General features: G+C 54.2%; 16 protein-coding genes and 2 tRNA genes. 10 read left to right on the forward strand and 8 right to left on the reverse strand.

What is annotated here, in order from left to right; translation table 11 throughout:
* Positions 1-246 precede the first annotated feature (246 nt).
* The 3 genes from DSD30_RS05565 to DSD30_RS05575 all read right to left on the reverse strand — a co-directional run bounded on the left by DSD30_RS05565 (position 247) and on the right by DSD30_RS05575 (position 2,756).
* On the reverse strand, positions 247-627 hold the full coding sequence (locus tag DSD30_RS05565; protein WP_114008671.1) for a hypothetical protein: 381 nt from the start codon (positions 625-627) through the stop codon (positions 247-249).
* A 354-nt stretch (positions 628-981) separates the two neighbouring features.
* Positions 982-2,553 carry a DUF6538 domain-containing protein gene (locus DSD30_RS05570; RefSeq protein ID WP_114008672.1) on the reverse strand — a complete coding sequence of 524 codons (1,572 nt, stop codon included), beginning with the start codon at positions 2,551-2,553 and terminating at the stop codon, positions 982-984.
* A gap of 127 nt (positions 2,554-2,680) precedes the next feature.
* A tRNA-Asn gene (locus DSD30_RS05575) sits at positions 2,681-2,756 on the reverse strand.
* Between the two features lie 277 nt (positions 2,757-3,033).
* Between DSD30_RS05575 and DSD30_RS05580 the strand changes: the two genes are divergently transcribed.
* Genes DSD30_RS05580 through DSD30_RS05590 form a run of 3 tightly spaced genes read left to right on the forward strand, consistent with a single transcriptional unit; the run spans position 3,034 to position 5,388 of the window.
* The gene (locus tag DSD30_RS05580) at positions 3,034-3,297 is read left to right on the forward strand and encodes a hypothetical protein (protein WP_114008673.1); all 264 of its coding nucleotides are present in this window, start codon (positions 3,034-3,036) and stop codon (positions 3,295-3,297) included.
* Between the two features lie 16 nt (positions 3,298-3,313).
* On the forward strand, positions 3,314-3,868 hold the full coding sequence (gene cobU, locus DSD30_RS05585) for a bifunctional adenosylcobinamide kinase/adenosylcobinamide-phosphate guanylyltransferase (RefSeq protein ID WP_114008674.1): 555 nt from the start codon (positions 3,314-3,316) through the stop codon (positions 3,866-3,868).
* A gap of 50 nt (positions 3,869-3,918) precedes the next feature.
* The gene (locus DSD30_RS05590) at positions 3,919-5,388 is read left to right on the forward strand and encodes a cobyric acid synthase (RefSeq protein WP_245418379.1); all 1,470 of its coding nucleotides are present in this window, start codon (positions 3,919-3,921) and stop codon (positions 5,386-5,388) included.
* Positions 5,389-5,459: 71 nt separating this feature from the next.
* On the opposite strand, the gene cbiB is transcribed toward DSD30_RS05590, so the two are convergent.
* A complete protein-coding gene (cbiB, locus tag DSD30_RS05595) occupies positions 5,460-6,461 on the reverse strand; it encodes an adenosylcobinamide-phosphate synthase CbiB (protein ID WP_245418380.1) in 1,002 nt (333 codons plus the stop codon).
* Entirely contained in the window at positions 6,458-7,486 is a 1,029-nt protein-coding gene (cobD, locus tag DSD30_RS05600; RefSeq protein ID WP_245418381.1) for a threonine-phosphate decarboxylase CobD, read from the reverse strand. Before cobD ends, cbiB begins: the two co-directional genes overlap by 4 nt.
* 214 nt (positions 7,487-7,700) lie before the next feature.
* Between cobD and DSD30_RS05605 the strand changes: the two genes are divergently transcribed.
* Positions 7,701-8,429, forward strand: coding sequence for a PDDEXK family nuclease (locus DSD30_RS05605; protein ID WP_138147802.1), 729 nt, complete (start codon positions 7,701-7,703; stop codon positions 8,427-8,429).
* 130 nt (positions 8,430-8,559) lie between these two features.
* Complete coding sequence (locus tag DSD30_RS05610; protein ID WP_198662844.1) at positions 8,560-9,630, forward strand: sensor domain-containing diguanylate cyclase; 1,071 nt, start codon at positions 8,560-8,562, stop codon at positions 9,628-9,630.
* Positions 9,631-9,670: 40 nt separating this feature from the next.
* Here DSD30_RS05610 and DSD30_RS05615 read toward each other — a convergent pair.
* Positions 9,671-9,744, reverse strand: a tRNA-Cys gene (locus DSD30_RS05615).
* 273 nt (positions 9,745-10,017) lie between these two features.
* Between DSD30_RS05615 and DSD30_RS05620 the strand changes: the two genes are divergently transcribed.
* Together DSD30_RS05620 and DSD30_RS05625 are read left to right on the forward strand one after the other, a co-directional pair.
* A complete protein-coding gene (locus DSD30_RS05620) occupies positions 10,018-10,671 on the forward strand; it encodes a protein-L-isoaspartate O-methyltransferase family protein (RefSeq protein ID WP_114008677.1) in 654 nt (217 codons plus the stop codon).
* Between the two features lie 341 nt (positions 10,672-11,012).
* The gene (locus tag DSD30_RS05625) at positions 11,013-12,464 is read left to right on the forward strand and encodes a TolC family outer membrane protein (RefSeq protein WP_245418382.1); all 1,452 of its coding nucleotides are present in this window, start codon (positions 11,013-11,015) and stop codon (positions 12,462-12,464) included.
* 151 nt (positions 12,465-12,615) lie between these two features.
* Here the strand turns inward: DSD30_RS05625 and DSD30_RS05630 are convergent, their stop codons facing one another.
* On the reverse strand, positions 12,616-13,266 hold the full coding sequence (locus DSD30_RS05630; protein ID WP_342635034.1) for a CinA family protein: 651 nt from the start codon (positions 13,264-13,266) through the stop codon (positions 12,616-12,618).
* Complete coding sequence (locus DSD30_RS05635) at positions 13,190-14,422, reverse strand: bifunctional 2-C-methyl-D-erythritol 4-phosphate cytidylyltransferase/2-C-methyl-D-erythritol 2,4-cyclodiphosphate synthase (RefSeq protein ID WP_114008680.1); 1,233 nt, start codon at positions 14,420-14,422, stop codon at positions 13,190-13,192. The genes DSD30_RS05630 and DSD30_RS05635 overlap by 77 nt, the downstream gene beginning before the upstream one ends.
* A gap of 191 nt (positions 14,423-14,613) precedes the next feature.
* Between DSD30_RS05635 and dusB the strand changes: the two genes are divergently transcribed.
* From dusB to ntrC, 3 genes are read left to right on the forward strand one after another with little or no spacing between them, the layout of a single operon-like run.
* Positions 14,614-15,651, forward strand: coding sequence for a tRNA dihydrouridine synthase DusB (gene dusB / locus DSD30_RS05640; RefSeq protein WP_114008681.1), 1,038 nt, complete (start codon positions 14,614-14,616; stop codon positions 15,649-15,651).
* Entirely contained in the window at positions 15,648-16,757 is a 1,110-nt protein-coding gene (locus DSD30_RS05645; protein WP_114008682.1) for a two-component system sensor histidine kinase NtrB, read from the forward strand. Before dusB ends, DSD30_RS05645 begins: the two co-directional genes overlap by 4 nt.
* Positions 16,758-16,768: 11 nt before the next feature.
* Entirely contained in the window at positions 16,769-18,202 is a 1,434-nt protein-coding gene (gene ntrC / locus DSD30_RS05650; protein ID WP_114008683.1) for a nitrogen regulation protein NR(I), read from the forward strand.
* The last annotated feature ends 1 nt before the right edge of the window (position 18,203 follow it).

Below are 18,203 nucleotides of genomic sequence, written 5' to 3' on the forward strand. Positions count from 1 at the left end.
CGAAACTAGGATGCTCGATCAACATCACGATCGAGTGTCTTTCACATGCGGCAACGACTCCCTCGACTGCTTCTTCAAGGCCCAGGCCGCCCAAAACGCCAAACACAACTTTTCCGCCAGTCCCCCACACCCATATTGTCAGCTTTCTGCATTGCCGCGTATAGCGGCTCTGCATCTATTGCAAATTGAACTCACTAGTGGTCCACTGCTCCACACACAAGAGGCCCGGATCCCTCCATTAATATGTTAATGACGATACGAGGCTGATCGGTCAAAAGTCTTGATTTGCGGGTATCGCCAAGGGAGCAGGGCGTATGACAGGTTCCCTGTGTATGAGCTCAAGGCCGAACCGGATGCACCAGCAGTGCCGGACAAAAAATACTGCGGCCAATTCCATACCCTGTATTCGACGAGGAAATGGGTCCAGCAGTTGTTTGACCGGCCGATCTTGGTGACTCTGAGATAGGGTATGATCGCCAGCTCTTCGGCGAGGCCCTGTCGATAGTGTTCGGCTTCGGACGCCATTTTGATCGACGCGGCATCCGGTTGTTCGTCACCAGCATGACGGCGCAAGGCCTTGTCAATTTTCAGTTCCAGCAATCGCTTTGGCGACGGAGGCCATTGCATGAGTCGAGAACGCCTGCTTCAAGGTCGTGCGGAGGGAAACGTCAGCTTTGGCCTCAGCCTCCCTATCTGGCTAGAGGGAGAGGTCTGGGACTTTCATTAGTTCGCGCGGAAAAACCCTTCGATCAGTTAAAGGGTTTGCAGCGCGAACGAATTAGAGAACAAAATTGGCTCTGAGTTTGAATTTGCTGCGCCCGGTACGAACGGCAGGAGAGGGCCGTTTTGTGAATGGGAATCAAGCGAGGTGGTGTTCCTGGTGCAGCACACCAGACCGATGTGAGATTTTCATTAATACATTAATGAAACCTCGGGAGACGGCTCTTTGCCCTCCGGCCCAAGAAGGCTACGTCCTGGACATCATAGGACACCTGCATCAAATGGAAGGGCTATCCGCCGCATATGATCTGCCAGTTCAGCTAACCTGTCATCAAAATCGGGCTGATCCGGGAAAGCTCCGTAATTGCCATGTACATCATCAGCCGCATGGCCAACAATGTGACGCTGGATGTGTTCTGGCACTTTCCCATCGCGCATGCGGACGGTGTATTCATGCCGCAACGCATAGACCGGCGCATCCTTGGTGCGCAGGTCATTTTCGATGAGGTACTTGTTCGCCGCTGCGCTGAACGAATTCCCTTTGTCGTAATAGCGAGAGAAACCACCGGGATGCTCTTTGATGGCCTCCAGAGCAATGCCGACAAGCGGGACCGCCCGCACTCGAGCGTTGGTTTTTACGATATGCCTTCGTTCCCCTTCGAGTGTGGGCTGGATGAGAATATGCGGTGTTGAGTGGCCAAGGCAGATTTTCTGTGCCGTCAGATGCAGGATTTCCTGAGGGTTGCATCCCGTTTCCACGAGGGTATAGAGGATCCGCCGCAATTGTTCATTGGTTCCCGTAAGGCCGCCCCCTTGCAGCCATTTGTCCCGAATGATGACATTCGGGAATGTTACGCGGGTTTCGGAAGCATCCCGAACCGATGTTTTGGGTGGGGCAGGAAAGTGCTTTTTTAGATTATCGAATGGATTGGCTTTCGCGTGCCCGTACCGGTCTTTCCATTTGTACTCATCCGCATAGCATTGCCAGATGTAATGGAGATCCTGAATTTCCTTCAATGCCCCAGATCGACCCAAAGCTTCATCTCCTGGTGCTGGATTGTGCATGAGTTTGAGCCAATGATCCTTGAACTGAACGGCCTGTTCACGCGTGACAGCTTGAAGGGAAACGTCTCCCACTAAATCGATGAAGTGTCTCACGGCACGCTTCTTGGGGGTTTCGTAGTTCTTTTTTTGCGACGGGGACATGTTCGCCATACGGGCAACAGCGAATTTTCCGAAGAAACTATCGAGCGCCTCGGAAATCTTCATCACCCGATCCTCCTCGTCACTATGGATGCCCATTGCTGTGGTAATGATCTGCGATGGATCGTCAAAGTTGGCGGCTGCGGGCCCGATCAACTGCATATTCCGAATGATCATTCTGTAGTTTTCGGCAACGTCTTCAGGCAGGGTCGAAAGCCAGGCGTTGAACCTTTCCATCATGTCCTCGGTTGGGCCGGAAAAGATCTCTTCCGCTTGTTTCTGATAAAGGGCATGGAGCGTCAATCCGGCCTTTCCCTTGGGCAGGCTGGGAAGGTCCAGAGATATCTTCTCGGTGCCCAGCAGGTCCATGAAACTGTCGCCAGTAATGGCAAGTTCTTTCCTTGACTGATTGGTCATTTGGGTAGCGCGGAGCGAACGCCAAAACTTATCATCCGCTTCAACGAGCGCATCGCGCCGGGACATGGCTATGTCGTGATTCTTGGTCTTGAGGGATTTCTGAATCGGATCAGGGCGAGGATCGAGATGCTTCACGTCCTTGGGGATTGATCGGGTGTAGTAGAGGACCCCTCGATTCAACGTGATATATTTCAATTCTCTTGTGCTGCCCATCGCTGAAACGCCTTATTTCCTATTGCATTCCTATTGCATTTTCTATTGCAATAGTCCTTGGAAATCAATGGGATCGGCGGATTTCTGCGAAAAAGGAGTCTGTGAACTCAATCACAGACCCCTCAATTGGCTCCCCAGGCCGGACTCGAACCAGCGACCCAGCGATTAACAGTCGCTTGCTCTACCAACTGAGCTACTGGGGAAAACTCTTTTTCGTTAGCGCTTCAAAGCGTCTCAACGTTGGTGAGGTGGTTTCTAATCGAGCTTTGCCGTGTTGCCAAGCCCCTTTTTTCAACTTTTTCGCTTCTCTTGTGGAAGAGTGGAAAAGCGCCCGGAATTGTCACGTTTTTGAGAAACTGGATATTCACAGCACCAACCCCATCTATAAATCATCCCCTTAACAGCGAGCGATTCTAGGGTGTGGATCACATCCACGACAGGCCATGCCCGACGGAATCAAGCAAAGGACCAACAAACCGAATGATCAAACCGAAGCGTGAATTCAAAATCGGCCGCTGGACTTTCCCCATTCCAGGTTTTCCTTTTGGCCGCTACTGCCTTGGTGTTGCTCTGGTCATTGGTGGAATCCTCGGATTTCTGCCAATTCTGGGTTTCTGGATGATTCCTCTGGGGCTGGTGGTCCTTTCGGTTGATTTGCCTTATCTGCGTAAATATCGCAGAAAGTGGGAAGTGAAATTTGAAAAACGCCGTCGGGAAAAACCCCAAAAATCCGACGGCCAATAAATCAGGAAAACCCTTGATGGATGCACACAATGCCCGCACCAATTTCATTTTTGGCGGGGCGCGGTCCGGCAAAAGCCAATTTGCAGAAACACTTTGCCATGAGAGCGACTGTGATCTGCTCTATGTGGCAACATCGCCTGTGATCAAAGGAGACGCAGAATATGCCGATCGCATCAAGATGCATCAGGATCGACGTGGGCCACGCTGGCGGGTCATCGAAGAAGAGCTGGCCCTGGCCGAGATACTCAAAGCCGAAAGTCGCCCTGATCTCGCCATCCTGATCGATTGCATGACCCTGTGGCTGAACAATGTGCTTTATCACAATCTATCCCTTGAGGACCGTCTCAAGGCCTTTATCGAAGCGATGCAGACCTGCCAGTCCAGGATTATCCTGATCTCGAACGAAGTGGGGCAGGGCATCGTTCCTTCCAACCCGGAAGTCAGAGGCTTTCGCGATCATCAAGGGCGCCTTAATCAGACCCTCGCTGCCCATTGCGACCGCGTCATCGAAGTGCGCGCCGGCCTCCCACTCATTCTCAAGCCAATCCAGCAACCCGCCATCACGCTCTGAGCCAACATCAACGGCCCGCGCCAACAAAAGCAAGAACAAGGAAGCCCCTCATGTCCGCGATCATGTTTCAAGGAACCGGTTCCAATGTCGGCAAATCGATGCTGGTGGCCGGATTCTGCCGCTATCTGACTCAACAGGGTCTGAAGGTTGCTCCCTTCAAGCCGCAAAACATGTCGAACAATGCGGCCGTCACCCACGAGGGAGGGGAGATTGGTCGGGCACAGGCCATGCAGGCACTGGCCTGTGGGCTGGAGCCAAGCATCCATATGAATCCGGTCTTGTTGAAACCGCAAAGCAACATCGGCTCTCAGGTGGTGGTGCAGGGCAAATCCATTGGTCAGATGATGGCCCGCGATTACGCGGCCAACAAGCAGAAATTGCTTACATCCGTGATGGAATCCTACAACATCCTCAAATCCCAAGCCGACATTGTGGTGGTGGAAGGTGCGGGCAGCGCTTCGGAAGTCAACTTGCGCGCTGGCGACATTGCCAATATGGGCTTTGCTGCCGCAGCCCAGTTGCCGGTCATCCTGATTGGGGACATTGATCGAGGCGGCGTCATAGGCTCGCTGGTCGGCACCGAGCGCATTGTCACCGATGAGGATCGTGCCCTGATCAAGGGATATGTGATCAACAAATTCAGAGGCGATCCGACCCTGTTTGATAGCGGCCTTGATATCGTTACCAAAGAAACAGGTTGGCCGGATTTCGGTGTGTTGCCATGGTTCGATTTGGCAGGACGCCTGCCTGCTGAAGACAGCGAGGATCTCTCCCGCGACGCCGCCGCTGCAAAGCGCGACGGTCGGCTGAAAATCGCTGTTCCCGTGTTGCCCCGTATCGCCAATTTCGATGATCTGGACGCCCTACGTACAGACCCAGCCATTTCAGTGGAAATGATCCGTCAGGGCCAGGCCATCCCGGTTGATGCGGACCTGATTATCCTGCCGGGCTCTAAAACCACCATCGATGATTTCAAGGCAATGCAGGCCGAGGGATGGGATATCGACATCAAGGCTCATGCCCGCCGTGGTGGCTATGTACTGGGTCTGTGCGGCGGTTATCAGATGCTGGGAAAGGTTATCCGCGATCCCGAAGGCATTGAGGGCCCGAAAGGGGCTGTCTGTGAAGGTCTCGGCCTTCTGGACATCGAAACCAACATGGCTGCAGAAAAGCGCACCGTACAAGTGACTGGTCACCATGCCGCCAGCGATCTGCCGATGCATGGCTATGAAATCCATATCGGCAGCAGTGACGGCCCCGACCGCGCTCGCCCGATGTTCCGCATAGAAGGCAAGGAAGAGGGCGCCATTTCTCGCTCCGGCCGCATCATGGGCAGTTATGTCCACGGCCTGTTCAATCAGGATGACTTCCGCAAACATTTCCTCACCCAGCTTGGTCATGAGGCAAGCAGCCATTCTTATGAAGCGATGGTCGAAGACACCCTTGACGCCTTGGCCGATCACATTGGCAAGCATCTGAAGGTCGACGGCCTGCTGGATGTCGCAAATAGAGGCATCTAGCCCCGCAAGAAAAAACAAAAAGAGCGCCAATCAGGCGCTCTTTTTGTTTGCATTTGCTTCGAATTGGGCTGTCAAAGAAGACAAAAACCGGCAATCGCTGCAATGGCCAGAAACTGGACGATCAGACTGGAGCGATAGAGCCGCAAGGCATCGCCGACTTCCACTGGGCCGATATCCACCCGGCCGCCATCATTGACAAATGGCTCGTCAACCAGCTTGCTGCCATAATAACGCGGGCCCGACAGGGCAATATCCAACCGCCCTGCGGTCGCCGATTCCGGCCAGCCGGCATTCGGTGAGCGATGCTTCGGTGCGTCCCGCTTGATCGCCGCCCAGACAGCACCAACGCCCATCGCCGCCCGCCCGCCAACCGGATGAAAGGGCGATAAGAGCAGCAACAACATGGTCAACCGCGCAGGCATCAGATTAAGCAGATCATCCAATCGCGCCGATGCCCATCCGAACCAAAGATAACGGTCATTCTTGTGGCCAATCATACTGTCGGCTGTGTTGACAATTTTGTAGGCCACCAACCCGGGAAATCCGAACAGAGCGAACCAGAAGACAGGTGCGACAATGCCATCGGAGAAATTCTCGGCCAAGCTCTCAATGGCTGCACGGGCAACCCCGTCTTTTTCGAGGAACTTCGTCTCGCGCCCTACGATCATCGACACCGCCTGCCGCGCGGCGATGATGTCACCATCCTCAAGCGGTTTCTGCACCGCAAGAACATGATCATACAGGCTCTTTTGAGCGATGAGCACAGAGCTGACCAGAGCCAGCACGATGCCTCCGAAAATTCCGAGCGATAGGAGGCTTTCTTGTAGAAACCACGCCAACGCTGTACCACCCGCGAACAGGACGATGATCACCATTAATCCTGTGAGACGCCCGACAAAGGGGCTTTGTTCGGATGGGTGATTGAACAGTCGATCGCACAGGCCGATTGCCTTGCCAAACCAGACAACCGGGTGAGGGAACCGCTCCCACACCCAGTTCGGTTCACCCAGCAGGGCATCAATCGCAAGGGCAACGAGAAGCACAAGGAGGATTTCAGGCCCGAACGCAATCACCGGATGCTCGCCACGTCCAATGCTGCGTCGAGACGATCCAGCATCGCCTGATCCGTCGGAACACCAAAGCGGATATAGTCCGGATTGTAATCGAAGACGCGGGTCCAGATTTTTTGCTCGGCCAGCTTTTCGTGCAGATCGCGTGCATTCTCTTTAAGAACCAGCCGGAACAACGGCGTACCACCGGCGACATAGTATCCGCGTTTCTTCAGAATCGCATCAAGCTTCTCCGAGAAGTCGATCAGATTGCGGCGTTGCTCATCCTGCCATTTCACATCGCGCAAGGCTTGCCGACCGATGCGCAGGGCAGGGGTTGAGACGGCCCATGGGCCGAGCATGTCGCGGATCTTGCTAATATGCGTTTCATGTCCCACCAGAAAACCGAGGCGCAAACCGCCAAGACCGAAAAACTTGCCGAATGATCGCAGCACCACGACATTGGGCATATCGGACAAGCGATCAACAACACTATTTTCTGGCGTCAGATCGGCAAAAGCCTCATCAACGATCAACAAACCTCGTTGCTTGCGCAACTTCTCGGCAATTTCAACCAGCGCATCCGGCGGCAACTTGCGTCCATCCGGATTGTTCGGGTTGACCACCAAAAGACAATCGCCCGGGAAGAATTCCTTTGGCATTTCTTCAACCATAGCAACATCAACGCCCGCGCGCGCCATGGCGCGCTGATGCTCACTGTAGGTTGGCCCAAGAATGAGACAACTCTGGTTGGTGCCAAGCAGAACCGGCATCGCCTGAATCAAAGATTGCGTGCCGGGGGACGCAACGACCGAGATTTCATCGGGCACCTTATAGGCGGCTCGCGCGGCGGCAAGGCACTCAACCAGATCACTCTGATTGGGCAGGGCACCGATATCGGCAATCGCCTGTGGGCCATCAAATGGATAGGTGATCTGGTTGATGCCGCTGGACATATCCAGCCACTCTTCACGGGTCCCACCATACTTGGCCATGGCAGCGGACAAGTCTCCGCCATGCATCATAATATTGTCGTCACTGGCAACCATATCAACACTTCCATGTTCGAGGAGAAGCACGCTTAGCACATAGACTTTTTATCTAAGGGATGCAAACTATACGCGACGTCCGTTTGGTTAGTCCGCAATCGGAAAAACGCCCAAATCCTGTCTTTTCCGGCCAACACTATTCCAAAAGAGCAGGTCCGAGTTGATTGTTTCCACCGCGCAATTTACAAGACTGCACCACAAGATGGAAATCAGCATGACAATTAAAGACCTCATCGCCCGCAAGAATGCCTGGATAGACGAGAACCGCACAGGCGACCTACAGACAGCAAGGCGTCACAAGGACGCATCACTAGCCATTGCGGGCCAATATCGGGCCTTCGAGCGGATCCGCAAACAGCTTTTCAAGGGAAGCGTGATACGCGAACGGTTGGATGAGGTCGAGTTGTGCATTCTCGATGCACTTGTGGAATCCGGCCTCGCCGATCCATTGTCAAATGGCTGTTATCGGGCGGCAAGCGCGGAAAGCCGCCGTTATATTACCGGTGGCTGGTTGGAAGAAATCGCCTGTCTGGCAGCCCTGGAGGCCGGTGCAGATGAAGCGCTCTATAGCCAGCAGATATCATGGCAAAGCGATGGCTATTGGGGCGAGAATGAAATCGACATACTTGCACGCTTTGGTGATCGCCTCGCTTTCTATTCCTGCAAGGCTTATGGCGCCACCTATCGGCGCAAAAACGACCGCAGCCGCAAAAAACTGATGGAAGCGTTACATGAGGCCGACAATTTGGCTGACCATTTCGGCACCCCGAATGCCTTTGTCGGTCTTATCCTCTCGACCGATTTGTATGACGAATACAACAAGCGTCCAAAATATGAAGCTCTGTTCGGCAAGGCCAAGGCTTTGCATGTTGATCTGATTACTCTTGAAGATCTGAAATGGGAAAAACTTGTCAGCGCTATGGGGCGAGCCGGTCAAACGTAAGCCTCTAGCTGACTATTTACCTATAAGTAAAAACCACTATTCAAGTCCTTCCCAGTAATTCAACTAGCCGCCTTTCGCAGAAGTTACATATTTTTTAAAAGTATGTAAGAAAAATGTGAGAAGACATTGATTGAAGCCGTTGCTAGTTTATTTGCGAAACAGAATATCCTGCGGAGTTGCTTCAATTGGAACACCAAAGGTACTTTGCCAAAGGGGAGCCAGCGAGGTGGATCAATCCAGTGAGAAGCAGCGTCTTGAAGATCTCAAACACTATGCCTTGCTCGACTCTGCGCCGGAAGAATCTTTTGATCGCATTACCCGCATCGCAAAGAAAGTCTTCGGCGTTCCTATTGCTCTGATATCTCTTGTCGACGAGAATCGGCAATGGTTCAAATCACGCCAGGGGCTTGAGACTTGCGAAACCCCACGTGACATCTCCTTCTGTACCCACGCCATTGAAAAGAACCAACCTCTCATCGTCCACGATGCCAGTGAGGACCCGCGATTCAGGGACAGTCCTCTAGTAACAGGCGATCCCAACATCCGTTTCTATGCAGGCATCCCGTTGCGCTCGCCCAAGGGTTTCAACCTCGGCACTTTGTGCGTCATGGACCAGCAACCCCGCATAGCATCTCTGGAGCATATCGAAATCCTGCGCGATCTGGCCCGTCTGGTGGTAGACGAGATAGAACTCCGCGCTTTGGCGGCCTTTGACTGCCTTACAGGGATGCATCGACGCACCAAATTCATGGAAGTTGCGGAAACGGAATTGCAGCGCGCGACTCGTTATGGCTCCAATTTCAGCATCTTGATCTTCGACATCGACCATTTCAAAACCATCAATGACACGCATGGTCACGCCGCCGGTGACCTCGTGCTGCAAAAAGTCGCTGAAATCTGCAAAGCGAATCTCCGGTCCGTCGATATCGCATCGCGCTTTGGAGGGGACGAGTTTGTTGTTTTGCTACCGGAAACGAATTTGTCGGATGCCCGCGTGATCGCTGAACGGCTTCGCCACCAGTTCGAAACCTGCCAAATCGAAGAAGGGGGCCATATCATGCAATTTACGACCAGCTTTGGCCTTGCAGATCACGCAAACTCGGACCTTAAGACCATCAACGCGATCCTGAATGAAGCCGACGACTACCTGTATGAAGCCAAGACCAACGGCCGCAACAAGGTGCTGACGTCAACGGCATAACCCGCGCCGAGATTCAAAATTCAATTATATGAGAAGAGGTTGGAGGCTCGAGCCGGAATCGAACCGGCGTACACGGATTTGCAATCCGCTGCGTCACCACTCCGCCATCGAGCCATCCATGCGTGTGGTGCATGGTCAATAGCAAAAGCCGTTGCCGCACTCAAGTCAATATCCACCACATTTTGATTTTTTTGTGAAGGCCGGGTGACACAGGCCCACTGGCACGTCAGTCTATGGATTGATTTTAAACAACAATGCTTGCAACTCGCGGTCTGCGGGCCTATGGAAAATACTCATAAGAGTGTCTAACATGCCCAGCATGTGCGACCAGCACCGGTTGCCTTGCCATCGGACCCAAGCACTGATCAGCAACGTGAGGAATGCGCCATGAACAAATTTCGACAAGCGCGTGAGCAAATGGTCGACAATCAGGTACGCACCACCGACGTCACCGACTATAATGTTCTGGACGCTTTCCTGACTGTACCGCGCGAATTGTTTGTGCCCTCAAAGAAACGATCTTTGGCCTATTCGGACGCTGACATCGAAATCGACAATGGCAGAATCCTTACCCAACCGTCTCCTTTGGCAAAATTGTTGCAGCTTGCAGACATCTCATCCGACGATCTGGTTCTGATTATCGCGTCGAATTCCGGCTATTCAGCAGCGCTTGCCTCTCGGTTGGCCAACACGGTGGTTGCGGTTGAAAATAACGACGATCTAACCCAACAGGCCGAAACTGTCATTTCGGAACTTGGATATGACAATGTTGCCATGATTTCCGGCCATCTGAAGGAAGGGGTGCCGACGCAAGGGCCTTATGATGTGATTCTCATCGAAGGCACCGTCGGCGAAGTGCCGCAAACCTTGCTGGATCAGCTCAAGGATGGTGGCAAGCTTGTCACTGTCGAAGGCAACGCACGCCGTGCGGAAGCCATCAAGATCCTTCGCACTGGCGACCACTTTTCCCGCATGTCCGCCTTTGACACCAACGCACCAATTCTCCCGGAATTCGTCAAGGAAGACGCTTTCGTCTTTTGATCAATCGCGTACTGAGCAAAGCCCCCAAGCTTCATTGACGGCAACAAAGTCCATACACCTGATGGACTTTGTTGCAGCTGCTATATTCGATTTTGCAAAACTTATCCCGCATCCAAGACTGCATAGTCTGCATGATTGTTGCCAGAAAGCAGCATTAAAGATTTTTTAACCATTAACCGAATTCTTCCGCTTTGCAAATTCGACTCAACCGATTATGTTCCAAGCAAAATTTGGCAGATGGGTGCCGCAAAAAAGTATGTTCTCCAAGCGCCAGCAATGGGGAATTCCCGATTTTTATGCCGCCACCACCCCAAAGTGGCGCGCTGGAAGAGACTAGATTATTGAAACAAGGTGGCTTGAAACCCGGAGAAACCGGGACGCAGGTCGCTGAAGTAGGAGTATTGGGTGTGGTTTGCCTTCGAACACTGACGCTGAGCGCCGCCACGGCGCTGCTATTCTCCCTCAATCCGGCGTCTGCTGAAACGCTCTCTCAAGCATTGTCGTTGGCCTACAACAACAATCCCACCCTGAATGCAGCCCGGGCTGAGTTGCGTGCAACAGACGAAAATGTTCCACAAGCAAAATCAGCCTATCGCCCGACCGTTAACGGCACTGCATCGGCCACCCGTTCTTGGTCCGAGCGCGAATATCTTTCCGGCTCTGCCCGCAACACACAGTCCACTTCCACCAGCCTCGGTCTTCAGGTTCAGCAGATCCTGTATCGCGGCAATCGCACCAAAAATGGCGTTGCCCAAGCGGATGCCGCCATTCAGGCCGCCCGCGAAGGCCTGAAGTCGACGGAACAATCGGTCCTGTTCGACGTTGCCACCGCTTACATGGACATCCTGCAAAATCAGGCAATCCTCGAGTTGCGCAAACAGAATGTGGCCTTCCTGCGTGAACAGGCCCGCTCGGCGCGCGACCGTTTTGCCGTTGGTGAAACCATCAGCACAGATGTCAGCCAAGCCGAAGCCCGTCTGTCCGGCGCTATTTCTCAGGTCAGGGTCGCCGAAGCCAATCTGGCAACCAGCCGCGCTACCTATCAGATGCTGGTCGGCAAAAAGCCCGGCAACCTGACCACCGGCTTTGCGGTCGACCGCCTGTTTCCGAAAACCCTTCAGGCAGCGATCGGGCAAGGCATCAACAGCCACCCATCCGTTTTGGCCTCGCAATATAATGTCGACGTCGCGCAGTTGGCGGTCAAAATCGCCGAAGGCGCGTTGTTGCCAACCGTTTCTCTGAGCGGCAACGCCAGCCGCAACTGGAGCAACAACAACTCCAACACCAATGTTTCGGGTTCGACCAATTCGGCCTCGATCACCGGTCAGGTCTCCATTCCCTTCTATCAAGGCGGGGCTGCGCATTCCAAAGTGCGTCAGGCAAAGGAAACACTTGGCCAACGTCGTATCCAGCTTGATCTGGCGCGCGATCAGGTGCGGGCAAACATTGTGTCGTCCTGGAGCCTGTTGGAAGCAACCATTCCGCAAATTGCAGCCGCACAGGCGCAGGTCAAGGCATCCCAGCTAGCAACCCGCGGTGTGATCGAAGAGCAGAAAGTCGGCCAACGGACCTTGCTTGATGTCCTGAACTCTCAGGCCGAATTGATCGATGCGCGCATTGCTCTGGTGCAGGCACAGCGCGGACGCATTGTCGCTTCCTTCCGAGTTGCCTCCTCTGTCGGCAATCTCAGCGCCTCCAATCTGGGGCTGAAAGTCGCAACCTACGATCCTGCTGCACACTATACCGCAGTGAAAGACAAATGGTTCGGTCTGCGCACGCCAGACGGTCGCTAAGCCAATTGGCTAGCGTCTCCAATCACTAGCTGACAAAAAGGCCCGGCATGACCGGGCCTTTTTTGTGAGTCTGAAACAGAATAAGAAAAGGGGCCTCCATGATCGGACACCCCTTGCAAGAATATTTCGTTTCACAAGAAAAGAATATCATTCAATCAATGGAAACAAATCCTCTGTTGGTGACTGACTCGATAAGCATCACGAGCGCACGCTCCACCGTGGCCGCACGCACATTTGCACGATCCATTGCAGAGAATATCCGTCGCTCATGGCGCTGCTCCTTGCCTTTGCGTGACAGAGCAAAATGCACAAGACCGACAGGCTTTTCGGGCGTTCCACCATCAGGCCCGGCTATGCCAGTCACCGCAATTGCGATATCGGCATTCGATTTTTCCAGCGCACCATCCGCCATTGCACGTGCAACTTCTTCACTCACGGCTCCCAATTTGTCGATCAACCCGGCATCCACACCAAGCATTTCAACCTTGGCCTCGTTGGAATAGGTGACAAAGCCACGATCCAGAACAGCCGATGCACCCGCAACCTCGGTCAAGGTCGCGCTAACCAAGCCGGCCGTGCAAGATTCTGCAGTGACAATTTTGATTTCATTCCTGATGGCGAATTTGATGGCCTCCTTGGCCATCTCTGTGGCGACCGAATGCGCGTACATGGCTTGATCCTTGACTGAGTGATTGCAACTTGGGATAGCTACCCATCCGGCCGCATTATAGATCAGGATCCGGCAAATGTATGCAAGCACTTGCCAGTGCCGCAATACCCTCTTTTCTGCCAGTAAAACCAAGGCGTTCGCTTGTGGTTGCCTTGACGCTGACCCGCCCGATTGCGATCTCGCAGATGCCGGCAATCGTGGTGCGCATTGCCGGACGATGCGGACCAATTTTCGGCGCCTCGCAAATGACGGTCAGATCAATATTACCAATCTTGCCACCCAGCTCACGCACACGTCGTACCGCATCCTTGAGAAACAAATCAGACGGAGCCCCTTTCCACTGCGGGTCCGATGGCGGGAAATGTGTGCCGATGTCACCATCAGCGATCGCTCCGAGGATCGCATCCGTGATCGCGTGCAGGCCAACATCAGCGTCTGAATGCCCTTTCAGCTTCCTGTCATGCGGAATTGAGACGCCGCCAATGATCACGGCATCCCCGTCATCGAACGCGTGAACGTCATAGCCGGTGCCTAAGCGAATATCCGTCAGTGGAGCAGAAGAGCCCTGTTGGGTGGATGAGGTGCGTTCACGCATTGTCTTGTCAGCCATATCGAGATCTTCCGGATTGGTCAGTTTGATATTCTTTGAGCTGCCTTCAACGATCCAGACGCGCTCACCCGCCCATTCAGCGACCGCAGCATCATCCGTGAAAGTGAGATCATGTTGTTCGCTCACCGCCTCATGGGCCGCAAGAATGAAGGGATAGTCAAAGCCCTGTGGTGTCTGTGCGGACCAAAGAACGGTGCGATCAATTGTCGCGGCAATATAGCCAGCGCCATCAATCTGCTTGATCGTATCGGTCACCGGACTGGCAACCAGACAAGCCTTGTGACTGGCTAGGGCATCAAGGCAGCGCTCAAGAGTGTCGCCGGTCACAAAGGGCCTCGCTGCATCATGGATCAACACCTTGTCGGGCTGATGGACCTCTAGAGCACGCAGTCCATTCAGAACCGACGCCTGCCGCGTTGCGCCACCCATCACCGGTGCACAGAATTTCGCGCGCTCCGACGCTGACAAAGAGGAGAAAGCCGCCGCATAGAGCGCTTCATCGCCTTCGGCAATCACAACCAGCGCAACGTCAATCACAGTGCTTTTGGCAAACACATCCAGCGTGTGGGCCAGCACCATTCTGCCCGCAACTTCGACATATTGTTTGGCTACCTGATCTTCAGGTCGGCGTGCACGACTGCCGGACCCTGCGGCGACAATGATGGCGGCTGACGTCATTTCGGAGCCTTTTCCGGTTTATGAACTCTTCCCAGCTGCTTTCAAACATATTAGGCGAGGGGTCAAGGTGCTTTCTGGGGCTTTTGGGTGCAAAGGGTGTGAATGACTAAATATTGACCATCGAATTAGCTTGCACATTTATTAGGCATCTTTATACTGAGCTCCAATTGTAGCTGTATCAAGAGAGCTTTATGACGACTACACCCCTCCATTCTGCCGCAAATCCACTGTCCATCGGATCGGTAACGGTACCAAACGCCGTTTTTCTGGCTCCGATGTCAGGCATCACGGATTTGCCATTCCGGGAGATCGCAAGGCGATTCGGGGCAGGGCTTGTGGTCTCCGAGATGGTCGCAAGCAAAGCGTTCGCTGTCGGCAAGGAAGAGATGCGTCTGCGAGCCGAAGGGCAGGGCATGGACATTCATGCGGTACAGCTGGCAGGCAACCGCCCCGATTGGATGGCCGAAGCTGCCAAAATCAGCGAAGGGGCAGGGGCCTCCCTCATTGACATCAATATGGGTTGCCCGGCCAAGAAGGTCATTTCCGGTTATTCCGGCTCGGCTTTGATGCGCGATCTCGATCAGGCCCTGAGTCTGATTGATGCCGTGGTGGAAGCCGTCGAAGTCCCCGTAACGGTCAAGATGCGCCTCGGCTGGGATGTTGACAGTCTGAACGCACCAGAACTTGCCGCTCGTGCTGAACAGAGCGGCGTCGCTCTGGTAACCGTCCATGGCCGCACCCGCAATCAATTCTACAAAGGCAATGCTGACTGGTCTGCCATCAAGGCGGTAGCGGATGCCGTCACCATTCCGCTTATTGCCAATGGCGATGTGCTCGATGAGAGCGACGCGCCCGACATTCTCCAACAGTCCGGCGCAGACGGGCTGATGATCGGACGTGGTGCCTATGGTCGTCCCTGGCTTCCCGGCCACATTGCGCACTATCTACACACTGGCTCGCGCCGGAGCGCACCTGAAAGCACAGCTCTGCTTGAGCTGATCTGCGAGCATTATGACAGGATGATCGACTATTACCCGGATGTGGTCGGTGTGCGCTGCGCCCGCAAGCATCTGGGCTGGTACATGGATACTGTGACCGAGCAGACAGACCTTAGCGGTTCACTCGCGGCACAACTGAGAAAGAGAATTTTAACAGCCGACGATCCGAAAGAGGTCCGCGCTGGCTTGCGCGACTTTTTCAGCGTGGCTGCAGAGAGGCAGGTTGCATGAGTGAGAGACAAAAGAGCCCGAATCCGACAGAAGTGCCTTACCAGTCAATGATGAGCGCCTTGCCGCATCCTGTCATCATGGTCGATGAGGACAGTTTTGTCATTGCAGCCAACGACATGGCACAGTTCTTCTTCCAGTCAAGCGCAACCTATCTGGCCCGACACAAATTGTCAGATCTTCTGCCCTTTGGCAGTCCGGTGCTGGCATTGGTAGAACAGGCCCGTGACCGGTTGGCTCCGGTCAATGAATATCGCGTCGACATCTCCAACCCGCGCATCGGTGTCGATAAGGTTGTCGATGTCTATGCCGGTCCGGTGCAAGACCGCACTGGCGCGGTCGTGGTGATGCTGCATGAACGCTCAATCGCCGACAAAATGGATCGCCAACTGACGCATCGGGACTCTGCCCGCTCGGTCACCGGACTTGCCGCCATGCTGGGCCATGAAGTCAAGAACCCACTTTCGGGCATTCGTGGGGCTGCCCAGTTGCTGGAAAGCTCAGTCTCGGATGCAGACCGCGCCCTGACGCAACTGATCACCGAAGAAACCGACCGCATCGTGCGCCTGATTGACCGGATGGAAGTCTTTTCCGATCAGCGCCCGGTAGAGCGGGAAGCGGTCAACATTCACGTCGTTCTTGATCGGGTCAAGCAATTGGCGCACGCCGAGTTTGGGGACAAAATCCGCCTCACCGAGCATTATGACCCGTCCCTGCCTGCCGTTTATGCCAATCAGGATCAACTGGTTCAGGTCTTCCTGAACCTTGTCAAGAATGCTGCCGAAGCGATCCTTGATACGCAGGATCCGGAAATCGAGCTGACCACAGCATTCCGCCCCGGCATCCGCATACAGGTGCCGGGTTCTGCAGAGAAGACCTCTCTGCCATTGGAGATCTGTGTCAAAGACAATGGACCCGGCATCCCGAAAGAAATCGAGGATTGCCTGTTCGACCCGTTTGTTACTTCCAAGACCAACGGATCCGGCCTTGGATTGGCGCTGGTTGCCAAATTGATTGGCGACCATGGCGGCGTCATCGAGTTTGACACTGCAGGCCGCCATACCGTTTTCCGCGTCATGCTGCCCACCAGCGACGAAAGCCATTCATAGGAGTTTGGACCATGAGCAAAGGGACAATCCTTCTTGCCGACGACGATACTGCAATCCGCACAGTGCTCAATCAGGCCCTGTCCCGGGCAGGTTACACGGTGCGGCTGACCTCCAACGCCACCACTTTGTGGAGCTGGATTTCACAGGGCGAGGGCGATCTGGTGATCACCGATGTCGTGATGCCGGATGAGAATATTTTTGACGTGCTGCCGCGCATCAAAAAGGCAAGACCGCATTTGCCGGTCATCGTCATGAGTGCACAAAACACCTTCATGACCGCCATCAAGGCCTCCGAGCGCGGCGCTTATGAATATCTCCCCAAACCTTTCGATCTGAAAGAGCTGATCAACATTGCCGGGCGCGCACTGTCTGAGCCACGCCCCAGCCTGCAGGTTTCCGAAGAGGATGGGATGGACATTCCTCTGATCGGCCGGTCAGCCGCGATGCAGGACATCTATCGCATGCTGGCGCGCCTGATGCAGAACGACCTGACCGTCATGGTCACCGGCGAAAGCGGCACCGGCAAGGAACTGGTCGCCCGCGCCCTGCATGATTATGGCAAGCGCCGCAAAGGTCCGTTCGTTGCCATCAACATGGCGGCCATTCCCAAGGATCTGATCGAGTCCGAGTTGTTCGGCCACGAAAAAGGCTCCTTCACCGGCGCCCATGGCCGCTCGGCAGGCAAGTTCGAAATGGCCGAAGGCGGCACCCTGTTCCTTGACGAGATCGGCGACATGCCGATGGAGGCGCAAACCCGTCTGCTGCGTGTCCTTCAGCAGGGCGAATATACCACGGTCGGCGGTCGTACCCCGATCAAGACCAATGTTCGCATTGTCGCCGCCACCAACAAGGATCTTCAGTCTCTCATTCATCAGGGGCTATTCCGCGAAGATTTGTTCTTCCGTCTCAATGTTGTCCCGATGCGCTTGCCGCCATTGCGTGAACGCTCTGAAGACATCAAGGATCTGGTCCGCCACTTCTTTGCCATTGGTGAACGCGAAGGCCTGCCGGTCAAACAACTCCAGCCAGAAGCCCTCGACGTCATGCTGCGCTATCGCTGGCCGGGCAACGTGCGAGAGTTGGAAAATCTGGTGCGGCGTCTTGCAGCCCTTTATCCGCAGGAAACCATCACCAGTGTTCAGATTGAAAATGAACTCAATCAGATCAGTCTGACTTCGGAAATCCAGCCAGAACAGAAGGTTCAGAGTCTGTCCGGCGCGATGGAATCCTATCTGGAACAACTATTCAAGGAATATGGTGACAGCCTTCCACCTCCGGGCCTTTATCATCGACTGCTTCGGGAAATCGAGTTTCCCCTGATTTGTGCGTCTTTGGCTGCAACCAAAGGCAACCAGATCAAGACTGCCGAGCTCCTCGGGCTGAACCGCAACACCTTGCGCAAGAAGATAAAAGACTTAGAAATTCAAGTCGTTAGAGGAGCCTGAT

The organism is Cohaesibacter intestini (assembly GCF_003324485.1).
Lineage (GTDB): Bacteria > Pseudomonadota > Alphaproteobacteria > Rhizobiales > Cohaesibacteraceae > Cohaesibacter > Cohaesibacter intestini.